This is a genomic window from Streptomyces sp. NPDC058221 (assembly GCF_042882365.1).
Taxonomy (GTDB): Bacteria; Actinomycetota; Actinomycetes; order Streptomycetales; family Streptomycetaceae; genus Streptomyces.
In genome coordinates, this window is record NZ_JBHVWF010000188.1 from 1 (window position 1) to 13,307 (window position 13,307).

19 protein-coding genes and 1 pseudogene are annotated in these 13,307 nt (G+C 70.8%); 10 read left to right on the forward strand and 10 right to left on the reverse strand.

Annotated features, from left to right (window positions below):
* The 4 genes and pseudogenes from ACFVW8_RS35100 to ACFVW8_RS35115 form a co-directional block, all read right to left on the reverse strand.
* Positions 1 to 83, reverse strand: a pseudogene (locus ACFVW8_RS35100) (electron transfer flavoprotein subunit beta); the annotation flags it as partial.
* A 200-nt stretch (positions 84 to 283) separates the two neighbouring features.
* Positions 284 to 790 (reverse strand): flavin reductase family protein, encoded by a 507-nt coding sequence (locus ACFVW8_RS35105; protein WP_389697379.1) that lies wholly within the window; start codon positions 788 to 790, stop codon positions 284 to 286.
* A 46-nt stretch (positions 791 to 836) separates the two neighbouring features.
* Positions 837 to 980, reverse strand: coding sequence for a putative leader peptide (locus ACFVW8_RS35110; protein ID WP_389697345.1), 144 nt, complete (start codon positions 978 to 980; stop codon positions 837 to 839).
* Positions 981 to 989: 9 nt separating this feature from the next.
* Entirely contained in the window at positions 990 to 1,319 is a 330-nt protein-coding gene (locus ACFVW8_RS35115) for a TlpA family protein disulfide reductase (protein ID WP_389697347.1), read from the reverse strand.
* Positions 1,320 to 1,535: 216 nt separating this feature from the next.
* Here ACFVW8_RS35115 and ACFVW8_RS35120 point away from each other — a divergent pair, with 216 nt between their 5' ends.
* Positions 1,536 to 2,258 (forward strand): lysophospholipid acyltransferase family protein, encoded by a 723-nt coding sequence (locus ACFVW8_RS35120; RefSeq protein ID WP_389697349.1) that lies wholly within the window; start codon positions 1,536 to 1,538, stop codon positions 2,256 to 2,258.
* 34 nt (positions 2,259 to 2,292) lie between these two features.
* On the opposite strand, the gene ACFVW8_RS35125 is transcribed toward ACFVW8_RS35120, so the two are convergent.
* The 5 genes from ACFVW8_RS35125 to ACFVW8_RS35145 form a co-directional block, all read right to left on the reverse strand.
* Positions 2,293 to 3,003 (reverse strand): B3/4 domain-containing protein, encoded by a 711-nt coding sequence (locus tag ACFVW8_RS35125; RefSeq protein WP_389697351.1) that lies wholly within the window; start codon positions 3,001 to 3,003, stop codon positions 2,293 to 2,295.
* Between the two features lie 24 nt (positions 3,004 to 3,027).
* On the reverse strand, positions 3,028 to 3,534 hold the full coding sequence (locus tag ACFVW8_RS35130; protein ID WP_389697353.1) for a transglutaminase family protein: 507 nt from the start codon (positions 3,532 to 3,534) through the stop codon (positions 3,028 to 3,030).
* 74 nt (positions 3,535 to 3,608) lie between these two features.
* Positions 3,609 to 4,688, reverse strand: coding sequence for a threonine aldolase family protein (locus ACFVW8_RS35135; protein WP_389697355.1), 1,080 nt, complete (start codon positions 4,686 to 4,688; stop codon positions 3,609 to 3,611).
* Positions 4,667 to 5,434, reverse strand: a complete 768-nt coding sequence (locus tag ACFVW8_RS35140) for an SDR family NAD(P)-dependent oxidoreductase (protein ID WP_389697381.1) — start codon at positions 5,432 to 5,434, stop codon at positions 4,667 to 4,669. The genes ACFVW8_RS35135 and ACFVW8_RS35140 overlap by 22 nt, the downstream gene beginning before the upstream one ends.
* 26 nt (positions 5,435 to 5,460) lie before the next feature.
* The gene (locus ACFVW8_RS35145; RefSeq protein WP_389697357.1) at positions 5,461 to 6,858 is read right to left on the reverse strand and encodes a DUF6421 family protein; all 1,398 of its coding nucleotides are present in this window, start codon (positions 6,856 to 6,858) and stop codon (positions 5,461 to 5,463) included.
* Positions 6,859 to 7,185: 327 nt separating this feature from the next.
* On the opposite strand from ACFVW8_RS35145, the gene ACFVW8_RS35150 reads away from it, so the two are divergent.
* Both ACFVW8_RS35150 and ACFVW8_RS35155 read left to right on the forward strand, forming a co-directional pair.
* On the forward strand, positions 7,186 to 7,311 hold the full coding sequence (locus ACFVW8_RS35150; protein WP_389697359.1) for a hypothetical protein: 126 nt from the start codon (positions 7,186 to 7,188) through the stop codon (positions 7,309 to 7,311).
* Positions 7,312 to 7,394: 83 nt separating this feature from the next.
* Positions 7,395 to 8,078 carry a glycerophosphodiester phosphodiesterase gene (locus ACFVW8_RS35155; protein ID WP_389697361.1) on the forward strand — a complete coding sequence of 228 codons (684 nt, stop codon included), beginning with the start codon at positions 7,395 to 7,397 and terminating at the stop codon, positions 8,076 to 8,078.
* A 19-nt stretch (positions 8,079 to 8,097) separates the two neighbouring features.
* Here ACFVW8_RS35155 and ACFVW8_RS35160 read toward each other — a convergent pair whose 3' ends face one another.
* Positions 8,098 to 8,655, reverse strand: coding sequence for a GNAT family N-acetyltransferase (locus ACFVW8_RS35160; protein WP_389697363.1), 558 nt, complete (start codon positions 8,653 to 8,655; stop codon positions 8,098 to 8,100).
* Positions 8,656 to 8,755: 100 nt separating this feature from the next.
* Between ACFVW8_RS35160 and ACFVW8_RS35165 the strand changes: the two genes are divergently transcribed.
* From ACFVW8_RS35165 to ACFVW8_RS35195, 7 genes are all read left to right on the forward strand, one after another.
* Positions 8,756 to 9,142 (forward strand): VOC family protein, encoded by a 387-nt coding sequence (locus ACFVW8_RS35165; RefSeq protein WP_389697365.1) that lies wholly within the window; start codon positions 8,756 to 8,758, stop codon positions 9,140 to 9,142.
* Between the two features lie 141 nt (positions 9,143 to 9,283).
* Positions 9,284 to 9,874: a DUF5134 domain-containing protein gene (locus ACFVW8_RS35170; protein ID WP_389697367.1), complete on the forward strand. Its 591-nt coding sequence runs from the start codon at positions 9,284 to 9,286 to the stop codon at positions 9,872 to 9,874.
* Positions 9,875 to 9,960: 86 nt separating this feature from the next.
* Entirely contained in the window at positions 9,961 to 10,896 is a 936-nt protein-coding gene (locus ACFVW8_RS35175; protein ID WP_389697369.1) for a M56 family metallopeptidase, read from the forward strand.
* A gap of 137 nt (positions 10,897 to 11,033) precedes the next feature.
* Positions 11,034 to 11,729 (forward strand): phosphatase PAP2 family protein, encoded by a 696-nt coding sequence (locus ACFVW8_RS35180; RefSeq protein WP_389697371.1) that lies wholly within the window; start codon positions 11,034 to 11,036, stop codon positions 11,727 to 11,729.
* Between the two features lie 47 nt (positions 11,730 to 11,776).
* Entirely contained in the window at positions 11,777 to 12,478 is a 702-nt protein-coding gene (locus ACFVW8_RS35185) for an HAD family hydrolase (RefSeq protein ID WP_389697373.1), read from the forward strand.
* Positions 12,479 to 12,548: 70 nt separating this feature from the next.
* Positions 12,549 to 12,728 (forward strand): hypothetical protein, encoded by a 180-nt coding sequence (locus tag ACFVW8_RS35190; protein WP_389697375.1) that lies wholly within the window; start codon positions 12,549 to 12,551, stop codon positions 12,726 to 12,728.
* 112 nt (positions 12,729 to 12,840) lie between these two features.
* Positions 12,841 to 13,065, forward strand: coding sequence for a hypothetical protein (locus tag ACFVW8_RS35195; protein ID WP_389697377.1), 225 nt, complete (start codon positions 12,841 to 12,843; stop codon positions 13,063 to 13,065).
* Positions 13,066 to 13,307: the final 242 nt, after the last annotated feature.

Genomic DNA, 13,307 nt, shown 5'->3' on the forward strand with positions numbered 1-13,307 from the left:
TCCAGCGTCAGGTCATCGGCGAAATGCCGGTCACCGGTCGCGTCGGGCACGTACTTCACACAGACAACGATCCTCAAGCTCACGCCGGCTCTCCTACTGCATCGTCATTTCCGGGCTGCCTTGTTGCACGCAGCATAGGCGCCTGATGGGGCGATTTCCGGTCGGGGCGACCCACGCTCCGACCGTAATATTACTCGCCAGTACACCCAGTGCGTGCCCTATAAGCAAGCGCTTTGCACTGTGATCTGCCCAACGCCTGACGCCCAGTGCCGCCCCGTAGTCCTCAGTCTCGCAGAGCCGTGAACCGGCCCTGGTGGTAGACCAGCGGGCGGCCGGAGCCGGCCGGGTCCCCGACCACCGCCTCGGCGATCACGATCCGGTGGTCCCCCGCCGGGATGCGCGCCACGACCCGGCAGACCAGCCAGGCCAGCACACCGTCCAGCACGGGGACGCCTTCGGGCCCGCTGCGCCAATAGGTGGACGGACCGAACCGGTCGGCGCCGCTGCGCGCGAAGGTGGCGGCCAGTTCCTGCTGGTGTTCGCCGAGTATGTGGACGCCGATGTGCCCGGCCTCCGAGACGACCGGCCAGCTGGAGGACGAGGTGCCCACGCCGAAGGAGATGAGCGGCGGCTCGGCGGCCACGGAGTTGAGGGAGGTTGCGGTGAAGCCGACCGGCCCGTCACCGGCGGCGGTGATCACGGCGACTCCGGCGGCGTGCTGCCGGAACACGGAGCGGAGGAGGTCGGGGGATGCCGTCCGGGCGTTACCGAGCTCGGGTGATGCCGTCATGGAGATGTCGTCCTTCTGCGCGTCGGGTGTGCGGGGCCGTGGATGCTCAGGCATCCGGACAGCGCGCGCTCGCGTAGCGGGCGAGATCGACGTGGACCCGGCCGTAGAGAAGGAGGACTGGCGGCATAGCGTCAGACTGACGATGCGTGGTGGGCGCAGTCAAGACCGTCCCACAAGGTGGGAGAAGCATCACGGTGCGTCATATCGCCTGCCCCAGTGCGGCCACGACGTCGACGGTGCGTGGCTGTCCGACGGCCCGCCGGACGATCCGGCCGGCCGCGTCGAGGACCAGTACGGTCGGCGTCCGGCTGATGTCGAGCGCGCGCACAAGAGTGAGATGCGCCTCGGCATCGATCTCCACGTGGGCAACGCCGTCGACCATTCCCGCCACCTCGACGAGCGTGCGCCGGGTCGCCCGGCAGGGCTGACAGAAGGCGCTGGAGAATTGGACCAGGGTGGCGCGCTTCCCCAGTTCCACGCCGAGTTGGGCGGTATCCAGCCTGTTCACCTGCGCCTGCCCGTCCACCATCGGCCTCCTTCTCAGAGCTCTACGCAAAGGGTCAGCGTCCGAGGCGGCCGGGACATTCCCCGCCCTTCCACGTGACGAGAATCTCGCGCCCCGCGCCCGCCGAGACTGGCCACCGCGTCGCGCATGGGGCACGATCGGCCCAATGCCGAAAACCTACGGCTGCGTAACTTCCGCCGGGAGAATCCTCCCCAGGCGCTGAAGAAGGGTCTTCCCCAGATGGCAGAACTCGTCTATCGGCCGGTCATCGGCGCCGCTCGCACGTTTTTCAAGGCGCTCGACCTGAAGATCGACACCCAGGGTTCGGAGCACATCCCGAAGACTGGTGGCGCGGTTCTGGTCAGCAACCACATCAGCTATCTGGACTTCATCTTCACCGGGCTCGTGTCGCTGCCGCAGAAGCGGCTCGTCCGCTTCATGGCGAAGGAGTCGGTCTTCCGGCACAAGGTCTCCGGACCGCTGATGCGCGGCATGAAGCACATCCCCGTCGACCGCAAGCAGGGCGAGGAGGCGTATGCGCACGCCCTCGCCTCGCTGCGCTCCGGTGAGATCATCGGGGTGTTCCCCGAGGCGACCATCTCGGAGTCCTTCACGCTGAAGAACTTCAAGTCGGGTGCCGCGCGACTGGCCCAGGAGGCCGGGGTGCCGCTGATCCCGATGGCACTGTGGGGAACGCAGCGGCTGTGGACCAAGGGCCGCCCGCGCAACTTCAGGCGCAGTCACATCCCGGTGACGATCCGCGTCGGCGAACCGGTGGAGGCACCCACCGACCAGTACGCGGGCGCGATCACCCGCCGTCTGCGGGAGCGTGTGCAGGAGCTGCTCGAAGCCGCCCAGCGCGCCTATCCGGTGCGCCCGAGGGATGCGAGCGACACCTGGTGGGTGCCCGCGCATCTGGGCGGTACGGCTCCGACCCCCGCCGAGGTCCGCGAGCGGAGCTGACCTCGACGACCGGTACGCGGCCCCGGCTGAAACGTCACTCCGGTGCGGGCAGCGAGGCCGGCGGCCGGACGGTGATGCGCGCTCCCGGGCTCAGCTTCTCCAGTGATTCGGCGAGTTCGGTGCCGGCCGCCTCCAGAGCGGCGGCCGGCATCGGCCCGAGGCTCTCCAGCAGGAAGAGGGCACTGACCGACTCCTCGGTGAGCCGGGTGCGTACGCCCTGCCGCCAGTTCCACCGACGGCATGTGACGCCCTCGTCGTCGCACCAGACCACTTCACCGGCCTCCGGGTGCTCCACCGTCGCGGCGCCGCCCGCGACGGTGGAGAACGGCTCCTGGCCGGTGGAGCGCACAAGCCTCATGCCGCCCTTGATGCGGTCGGCATCCTCTCCGCCGACCGGGATCAGATGGGCGACGCTGATGGCGTTGTAGAGGTCGACCAGCAGATTGATGCGCGGCAGGCCCGCATCGGTCAGCGCCCGCCTGGCGAGCGCCTCCGCGGAATTGCGGGTGCGCGAAGGCTTGGAGCCGAAGGCGGCATAGGTGTCGCGCCAGGCGGCCAGATGCGGGTCCTCGTGAGGGGCACGGCCGTCGAGCCGCTTCACCAGGCGGCGCGCGGCCTCATCAAGCAGCGCCGAACTGGTCTCGTTGCTGGGCCCGTTGACCAGCCCCTGCGCCTCGACCGCGAGGTAGGTGAAGTCCGGGGCGAGGGCTGCTACCTCGTCGGAAACGTTGATGGTCAGGGTCATCGGCTGCCTTGCCTCGGTTACGGGTCAGAGCGCGGCGGGAAGTGTCCGCCACAGCTGGGCACGGTCGACAGCGGCCCGCAGGCCGTGCAGAACCGCTGGATGCGGTGCTACATAGAGTACTGGATAGTCCATTTCATTGAACTCCGGCCGAACGGGCCAGGCCAGCCGCTCCCCATCCAGTGAGAAGCGGGTGTCGACGCCCGGCCGGTTGCCGCGCGGGTCCTGCCGGTCCCAGCGCCCTCGGCCGGGGAGCCGCAGTGCGACCAGAGCGTGGGATTTGGCGTGGCAGATGCCGTTGCGGGTCGCCAGGACATCGGAGGCGCGCCAGGTGACGCGCGTATCGCCCGAATCGGCGGAGTGGATGATGGTGTCGCGCACGAACTCGAAGGCGGCAGCCGCGTATGTGTATGCGTCCTCGGTTTCGGAACGCAGGCGCGCGGCCGTCTCCCGCACCAGCGGGTGTCCGTGGTCGATCGCCTCGTCCGCGGCGAGGTAGGCAGATACATCGGGGGCCTGCTGAATCAGCTCCATGGCCGCTGAGCGTAAATATGCGGTCGCCGGGCGTCAATGACTTTCCGGACGACCGCATATTCATGCAGTGATGGCTAGGCAGCCATCTCTTCCTTCAGCGCGAGGACGAACATGTCGACATCGTCCTCGGTGGTGTCGAAGGCGCACATCCAGCGCACGTCCCCGGCCTTCTCGTCCCAGAAGTAGAACCGGAAGCGCTTCTGCAGCCGCTCGCTCACCGCGTGGGGCAGGCGCGCGAAGACGGCGTTGGCCTGGACGGGGTGGAGGATCTCCACGCCGTCCACCGCGCGGACCCCCTCGGCGAGCCGCTGGGCCATGGCGTTGGCGTGCCGGGCGTTGCGCAGCCAGAGGTCGCCCGCGAGCAGCGCTTCGAGCTGCACGGAGACGAATCGCATCTTGGAGGCGAGCTGCATCGACAGCTTGCGCAGATGCTTCATCGCCCGGACGGCGTCGGGGTCCAGGACGACGACGGCCTCGCCGAAGATCGCCCCGTTCTTCGTCCCTCCGAAGGAGAGCACGTCGACCCCGACGGTGTTGGTGAAGGTCCGCATCGGTACGTCCAGTGAGGCCGCGGCGTTGGCTATCCGGGCCCCGTCGAGGTGAACCTTCATGCCGTGCCCGTGCGCGTGCTCGCAGATGGCGCGGATCTCGCCGGGCGTGTAGACCGTGCCGAGCTCGGTGTTCTGGGTGATCGAGACTACCTGCGGCATGGCCCGGTGCTCGTCGTCCCAGCCGTACGCCTGCCGGTCGATGAGCTCGGGCGTGAGCTTGCCGTCCTCGGTGGGCACCGTGAGCAGCTTGAGGCCGCCGACCCGCTCCGGGGCGCCGCCCTCGTCCACGTTGATGTGGGCGGACTCCGCACAGATGACCGCACCCCAGCGGTCGGTCATCGCCTGGAGCGAGACCACGTTGGCGCCGGTTCCGTTGAAGACCGGGAAGGCCTCGGCGGTGGGGCCGAAATGGCTGTGCATCACGCGCTGGAGCTGACCGGTGTACTCGTCCTCGCCGTAGGCGATCTGATGGCCGCCATTGGCGAGGGCGAGGGCCGCCAGGATCTCCGGGTGGGTTCCCGCGTAGTTGTCACTGGCGAAGCCGCGTACCTGCGGGTCGTGATGACGACGCGCGTCGGTCCTTACGGTTGCGGGGTCAGCCACAGGCGCTTTCCGTTCACTTCGGGGGCAGGCCGGTCCCAGACGCCGGCGATGGCATCGGCCAGCTCCTTGACGTCGGTGAAGCCCGCGAACTTCGCATTCGGGCGCTCGGCGCGCATCGCGTCGTGCACCAGTGCCTTGACTACCAGGATCGCAGCCGCGCTGTTCGCCCCGTCCTCGCCCCCCGCCTTGCGGAAGGCGTCCGCGAGCGCGAGGGTCCAGGCCTCGGCCGCGGCCTTCGACGCGGCGTAGGCGGCGTTGCCCGAGGTGGGCTTGCTCGCGCCGGCCGCGCTGATGAGCAGGTAGCGTCCGCGGTCGCTGCGCTGGAGACCGCCCTGGAAGGCGAGCGAGGTGCTCTGGACGGTGCGGATCAGCAGCTTCTCCAGCAGGGTCCAGTCGGCGAGGTCCGTCTCGGCGAAACCGGGGCTTCCGCGCCAGCCGCCCACGAGGTGGACCAGCCCGTCGATCCGGCCGAACTCCTTCTCCGTCCGGTCGGCCCACTCACGGGCCGCACCGAGGTCCAGCAGATCCACGGTGTCGCCGGTGACGGTGGCGCCGCCGTGGGCGTAACGAGCCGCGTCCACGGCCTCGGCGAGCCGGGTGGCGTTCGCGTCCGAGGCGACGACGACCGCGCCCGCCTCGGCGAGCCTGAGCAGCGTGGCCCGGCCGGCCGGGCCGGCTGCCCCCGCCACGGCGACCACAGCGCCCTCCAGCGCACCGCTCCCGCTGCCCTTGCCGTTCCCGTTCATGGCCACCGCCTCCTCACTCCGTGCGCTCACGCGGCCGCCTGCCCGGCGTCCGCGGCGGTGATCCCCTTGGTGGAGGCGATCACGGTCTTCAGCTTCTTGGAGAGCGCCTCATAGAACATGCTCAGGGGAAACTCGTCCGGAAGCACGTCGTCGACGAGTTTGCGGGGCGGCTGGGAGAGGTCCAGGGCGTCGGGGCCCTTGGCCCAGCGGGAGCCGGGATGCGGCGACAGATAGGTGGCGACCAGGTCGTACGCAGCGAACCAGTGGACGAGCTTGGGGCGGTCGATGCCGTCGCGGTAGAGCTTTTCGATATCGCCGCAGAGCTGGTTGGTGACCTGCGGGGCGAGCTCCCAGTCGATCTTCAGGGTGTTGTCGGTCCAGCGCACGACATCGTGCTTGTGGAGGTACGCGAAGAGCAGCTGGCCGCCGAGTCCGTCGTAGTTCCGGACGCGCTCGCCGGTGACCGGGAAGCGGAACATCCGGTCGAACAGCACGGCGTACTGCACGTCACGGCCCTGGCCGAAGCCGTCGGCCTCCAGCTTCACGGCCTCCCGGAAGGCGGTGAGGTCGCACCGCAGCTCCTCCAGGCCGTACATCCAGAACGGCTGGCGCTGCTTGATCATGAACGGGTCGAAGGGCAGGTCACCGTGGCTATGGGTGCGGTCGTGGACCATGTCCCAGAGCACGAAGGCCTGCTCGCAGCGCTGCTGGTCGCCGACCATCTCGCGGATGTCGTCGGGCAGCTCGACGCCGAGGAGCTCGACGGACGCCTCGGTGACCCGGCGGAAGCGGGCGGCCTCACGGTCGCAGAAGATGCCGCCCCAGCTGAAGCGCTCGGGGGCCTCGCGCACGGCGATGGTCTCGGGGAAGAGCACCGCGGAGTTGGTGTCGTACCCGGAGGTGAAGTCCTCGAAGGTGATGCCGCAGAACATCGGGTTGTCGTAGCGGGTCGCCTCCAGGTCGGCGAGCCACTCGGGCCAGACCATCCGGAGCACGACCGCTTCGAGGTTGCGGTCGGGGTTGCCGTTCTGCGTGTACATCGCGAAGACGACCAGGTGCTGGAGCCCGTCGGCGCGGCCCTTGGCGGGCTGGAAGGCGAGCAGCGAGTCGAGGAAGTCCGGCACGCCGAAGCCGTCGGACGCCCAGCGGCGCAGGTCCGTGACGAGGGCCCGGTGGTAGGCGGCGTCGTGCGGGAGCAGCGGGGAGAGCTGCTCGACCGCCGCGGTGACGCGCTCCAGCGTCGCGGTGGCGACCGTCGGCTTGGGGGCGTCCTCGGCCCCGAAGTCGATGGAGCCGTCCTTCGACTGCCAGGGGCGGATCTCCTCCACGGCATTCTTGAGCGCGGGCCAGGCCGGGTGCTCGACCACCCGCTGGGCGGCAGCTATGCCGTCGGCAGTGACATCGTGCACAAGAATTTCCGTCATAACACTTCCTCCACGGGAGAACCTCGCGTCAAGCAACCGTATCCATGTGCGGTTCCCCGAGACAAGTGGGCACCTGAAAATTATCCTGCCCAACCCCATGGTCACCGCGATTTTTCCTGTCACTCAGCGTCGCGACACTCGCTTCATTGCGAGCAGGTCCCCCCGGGGCGACCGGGAACGGCCAAGCGCACGCAGCGTTCGCACACCCGCCCGGCAAGGCCGGGCGGGACACGCCCACCCACGAGTGACGCAGCTCGCGGAGGACGCACCGGTGCCGATAGGACGGACGGCGTCAGCCCCTCCCGTACCGCTCTGGAGTATCGCCGCGTGAGTATCCGTGCCGTCCTGGTCGCAGCCGTCGTCACCGGGTTCCTGCTCGGCGCAGCCGACGTCCAGGGGCATGGCGCCCCGCTCCCCCGCCCGGCCGCCCCGCTCGCAGGAACGGGACATTAGGCTGCCGGATTGCGGTCATGCCGTAGTGCCGCGTGGGTAGGAGCAGCACGCGGGTAGACGCCGTCGACGGAAGCGAGAGTGCCTTGTCTTTTCTCACCATCGGTCATCGCGGGGTGATGGGTGTCGAACCGGAGAACACCCTGCGTTCGTTCGTCCACGCCGAGCAGGCCGGGATGGACCTCATCGAACTGGACCTTCACCTGAGCAAGGACGGCGCCCTCGCCGTCATGCACGACGCCGACGTGGACCGCACGACCGACGGCAAGGGCCCGATCGCGGAGAAGACGATGGCCGAGCTGCGTGAGCTCGACGCCGGACAGGGCGAGCGGGTGCCGGTCTTCGAAGAGGTCCTGGACACCGTGGGATCCGCGATGCAGGCGGAGATCAAGGACGTGGCGGCCGCCCGCACCCTGGCGGAGGTGATGCGACGGCGCGATCTCGTCGAGCGGGTCGAGGTGATCTCGTTCCACGACGAGGCCATCGCCGAGATCGCGCAGCTGGTGCCGGGGGTGCGCACGGCACTCGTCGCGAGCCGCTGGGGAGACGACGTGGTGGACCGCGCGAAAGCGGTGGGCGCCACCCGGCTCGTGCTGAACGTCCGGCGCATCACCCTGGAGCTGGTCGAGAAGGCGCACGCCGAGGGGCTGACGGTCGTCGGCTGGGTGGTCAACACCCAGGACCATCTGCGGCTGGCCCGCGGGCTCGGGCTCGACGGCGCGACGACCGACTTCCCGGAGATCCGCCGCGCGGGCCGCTTCACCGCCTGATCGTCCGCGTAGCCGGCCCTCAGCCCGTCGGCAGGTCCTTGACCAGCAGCTCGAAGGCCAGATCGTCGCGCTGCGGGATGCCGAAGCGCTCATCGCCGTACGGGAAGGGGCTCAGCTCCCCCGTGCGGCGGTAGCCGCGGCGCTCGTACCAGGCGATCAGGTCGTCCCTGACCGAGATCACGGTCATGTGCATCTCGCGCACGCCCCAGCCCTCCCGGACGGCGCGCTCGGCCTCGGCGATGATCAGCTTGCCGAGGCCCGCGCCCTGGAGCGCCGGGCGGACCGCGAACATACCGAAGTACGCCGCCTCACCGCGGTGTTCGAGCTGACAGCAGGCGACCGGCTCGCCGTCGCTCTCCACCACCAGCAGCCGGCTTCCGGGATTCTCCACCACGTCGCGCACTCCCTGCGGGTCGGTGCGCTGCCCCTGCAGGATGTCCGCCTCGGTGGTCCACCCGGCGCGGCTGGAGTCGCCGCGGTAGGCGGACTGGATGAGCTCCACGAGCGCGGGCACATCCGCGTCGGTCGCGTCCCGGAAGGTCAGCTCTCCCGGGTCCCGGGGCGGGGCGGTGTCCATGAGTGCTCTCCGTTTCTCTGCTGGGACCGTGCCGCAGCTTCTCTGCCGAGACCGTGCCACGGCAGCGTATCCCCATGCTCGTGAGCCTAGGCTCACGAGCATGGTTCATGTGCTGAGCAGCCGGATCCTGTTGCGTCCCACGGATCCCGAACGGTCACGTGCGTTCTACGGGGAGTGCCTCGGGCTGCCCGTCTACCGGGAGTTCGGCACCGGTCCCGAGCGCGGGACGGTCTACTTCCTGGGCGGCGGCTTCCTGGAACTCTCCGGGCGCGGGGACGCGCCACCGGCTCCCGGGCTGATGCTGTGGCTCCAGGTGGCCGACGTACGGGCGGCGCACGCGGAGGTGTCGGCCCGCGGGGCCGAGGTGCTGCGGGAGCCGCGACGGGAGCCCTGGGGGCTCGACGAAATGTGGATCTCCGATCCGGACGGGGTCCGCATCGCCGTCGTGGAGGTCCCCGGGGATCATCCGCTGCGCTTCCGGCCCTGACATTCCGGGCCCCCGCACCTGGCCCATCGCAATACACCCCCCTCGCGCGCTCCCCCAGTACCCCAGTGCGCCGCGTACGCACATCCGCCCCCGGGCATCGACTAGGCGATGGCGATGCCCGTCGCCCGGGGGAGGTCCGCTGTGCATGGTCAGGCGATGTCCGGCTGGCTGCTGATGGCGTTGTGCGCGCTGACGGGTGCGTACTGCCTGCTGCGCGCCCGCACCGGGGCCGCGCAGGAGCGCAGGGCGGCGCGCGCGGAGGCGCTGATGGGCTTCGGCATGGCCGCGATGGCGGTGCCCGCCGCGGTCTTCGCCCCGCCCGCCTGGGGATGGGCGGCCTACGCGGCACTGTTCGGCGTCGCGGCACTGCGCGCTCTCTGGTTCTCCCGCCGCAGCGGTCACCATCTGCATCATCTGGTCGGCTCGTCGGCGATGGTCTACATGGCCGTCGTGATGGCGGGTCCGGGCGGAGCGGGGCACGGCGGCCACGCATCGCACGCCATGGCCGCCGCAGGGGGCACCCCCCTGCTGACCGGGCTGCTCCTGGCGTACTACGCCGTCTATGTGCTGCGCTCGGGCGCCCGGCTGATCCCGGTGGCCGCGGCCACCACCGGGGGCGGGGCCCTGGCGGGCGGGCCCCCGCCGGCAGGCTGGGCCGCCCGGCCCGAGCTGGCGCTGGCATGCCGTCTGACCATGGGGATATCGATGTTCGCGATGCTGCTCACCCTGTGAGACAGCGGGCCCGGCAAACCGTGTCCTACGTCACTTGGCGAGCGCAGCCATACCCGTGCGTGCCGCGCCCCTCATAGGCTGACGCCATGTTGGTCTCCCTCGCGCTGCTGCTGCTCGGTGCAATGGCCGCCGTCGTGACCCCGCGGCTGATGGCGCGGGCCGAATGGCCGGAGCGCGAGCCCGTTGTGGCGCTGTGGGTGTGGCAGTGCGTGGTGGCCGGCGTGCTGCTCTCCTTCGCTCTGTCCATGACGTTCAGCGCGGCCGCGGCCTGGCAGGCGGTGCGCGGGCATGTATTCGCGCCCGCGCCGCGCGCCGTCGTGGAGGCCTACGCCCTTGTGGCGTACGGGCCGTGGTCGGCCGTGATGGCCGTGCTGCTGGCCCTCGGCGGACTGTGGACGGCTGCGATGCTGACCCGCGAGATCCACCGCGCGGCGGTGCGGCGCAGGCGGCGCAGAGCTGAACTCCTGGTGCGTTCCCCGCTGCTGCCGGGCGAGGAGCCCGGCAGTGAACGGCTCGTGGTGCTGGAGGGGGAGCGCCCCGACGCCTGGTGGCTGCCCGGTGCGGCGCCCCAACTGGTCATCACCACGGCGGCGCTGGGCAGGCTGAAGGGACGTCAGCTGGACGCCGTGCTCGCGCATGAGCAGGGCCACGCGAAGGCGCGCCACGACTGGCTGCTGAACTGCTCCGCCGCGCTGGCGTCCGGATTCCCGCAGGTACCGGTCTTCGCGGCGTTCCGCGGCGAGATGCACCGCCTCGTCGAGCTGGCCGCCGACGACGTGGCGTCACGGCGCTTCGGCCGGCTGACAACCGCCCTGGCGCTTGTCGAACTCAACGAGGAGCGGGGCGTCTTCGGCCCCTGTCCGACACCGGACGCGCAGGTGCCGCTCCGCGTCAACCGGCTGCTGGAGCCCGCGGGGCGGCTCACCGCCGGCCGCCGGCTGCGGCTGACCGCGGCGGCCGCGCTGGTACCGGCGATTCCGCTGCTGGTCGCACTCGTCCCGGCGCTCAGCGCCCTGAGCTGACGGCCGCACCGCGCCGGTCCGCGGGACACACCCTGCGGGACCGGCGACGGCCGCACCGCGCCGGTCCGCGGGACACACCCTGCGGGACCGGCGTACGGAGATGGCCCGCCGCGCCTCTCGTCGACGAGGATCCCTCCATGCACCGCTCCCCGCTCCTCTCCCGTCCGGGCCGCGTCCGGACCTCCCTGCAGCCCCTGTGGACAGGGGCCGTCTGTGCGCTCCTCACCGTGGTTCTGCTGGTCATGGTCGCCGCGCGGTGGTCCCCGCTGATACGCCTGGACCGTACGGTTTCCGACTGGTTGCACCGGCGGGCGGTGACGGAGCCCGCCCTCGTCCACGCCAACCGGGTGCTGACGGACTGGCTGTGGGACCCCTGGACCATGCGTGCGCTGGTCGCCGTCGCCGTGGTGGCGCTGTGGTGGCACGGCGCCCGGCTGCTCGCCGGATGGGTGGCGGCGACGACCGTGCTCTCCAGCCTGCTGCAGCAGGGGATCAAGGCCGCTGTCGGCCGGGAGCGCCCCCGGTGGCCGGACCCGGTGGACTCCGCCCACTACGCGGCGTTCCCCTCCGGGCACGCGATGACTGCGGTGGTGAGCTGCGTCCTGCTTCTGTGGCTGCTGCGCCGGCACGGCTCCGGACCCCGGATGTGGCGGGCGGCCCTGGCAGCGGCGTGGATCTCGGTGCTCGGGGTCGGTCTCACCCGGCTCTATCTGGGCGTGCACTGGCCGTCGGACGTACTGGGCGGCTGGCTGCTGGGCGCGGCACTGACCGCCTTCGCTGTGGCCGCATTCGACCGGTACGAGTCGCGCGAACGGCCTTCGCCCGGCGTCTGAACAGGCCTCCTTGCCGCCTCGCCGGTGCATCGGCGAGGATCGGGGCCATGCCGATCAAGGGTGTTCTCTTCGACTTCTCCGGCACGCTGTTCCGGATCGAGTCGGTACGGTCCTGGCTCGCCGCCGCCCTCGCCGAGCGAGGTCTCAGCGTGAACGAGGCCGACTTCGACCGGTACGCACGGGAGCTGGAGGCCGCCGGCGCGCTCCCGGGCGGCCCCGGCCCGCAGCGGGTGCCCGGACATCTGGCCGAGGCCTGGGCCTCCCGTGACCGGAGCGCGCGTCTGCACCGGGCGGCCTACACCGGCCTGGCCCGCCAGGTCGCCCTGCCGGACCCCGGGCTGTACGACGCGCTGTACGACCGGCACCGGACCCCGGCGGCGTGGTGCCCGTACCCGGACGCGGCGGAGGTGCTGGGCGGACTGGCCGGCAGCGGCGTTCGCGTGGGCGTCGTCAGCAACATCGGATGGGATCTGCGGCCGGTCTTCCGGGCGCACGGTCTGGACCCCTTCGTCGACGCCTATGTGCTGTCCTTCGAGCACGGAGTCCAGAAGCCGGACGCACGGCTCTTCCACAGCGCCTGCACACTTCTTGGACAGAATCCGACGGATGTGGTGATGGTCGGAGACGACCGGCACGCGGACAGCGGGGCCGCCGCGCTCGGCTGCGAGGTGCGGTTCGTGGACCACGCACCGGTGACGGAACGGCCCTCCGCGCTACGGGAGCTCGGATTGGCGCCCGAGGTTGCCTGAAGAGCATGTGAGAGATGTCCCTTGCGCCCAATGGGTCGGATAGTCACATCATGGCCTTAGCCTGGTACGCATGTCCCCGACTCCGCGCCCGCCCGGTTCTGCGCGTTCCGCCGCAGTGGTGAATGAAGACATTCGCCAACTGTGGCAGCGCTCGGGCGGATGCCTGTCCCCGGAGGACGAGGAGCAGTACCAGCGGCTGCTGGTCGAGTGGGCCGCCGCCACCGGCGGCAACGCCAGGTCCGCGGCCTGACCGGTGTCCCGGCGGGCCGCCCGCTCCCCCTCCGCCCGCCTCCGTGATCTGCTCCGGGGCCGGGTTTCCGATTCGCTGTGCGGCGGTCGCCTGCACGTCGCACCCTGGAGGCATGACTTCTCCCCCGATCGTGATCTTCCGCCCGTCCCCGTCGGGCGGACGACGCGTCACCGTGCACCGCGACGGGCGGGTCCAGATACTCGGCCTCGCGCACTCCGATCACGATGTGATCGTGTTCCTGGAGGGTGCGGGGCTCGACGAGCCCGAGCGGATACTGGACAGCCCCGAGTGGGTCGAGTGGCGGGGCGGTCGGGCGCATCGGTACGAGGCGGCCTGAGACATCTGGTTCCGGCGATCCCCTGCGCCGCCGGAACCAGCGGTCACCCGGCGGGCCCGGGTCGACGGGCCGGACCCGCCCGCGGCAGGCAGCAGGCCCGCACGGGGGTACCGCATGTCCCGGCGCGGTCCGTCGGTCAATGAACCGTCACGACAGGTGAAGCACCGGTCCCGCCGGGTGTCGGACTCCCCGGCGGGACCGGTGCGCGGCCGGGGCCGCGGGGCCTGGTCCACCCCCACGGC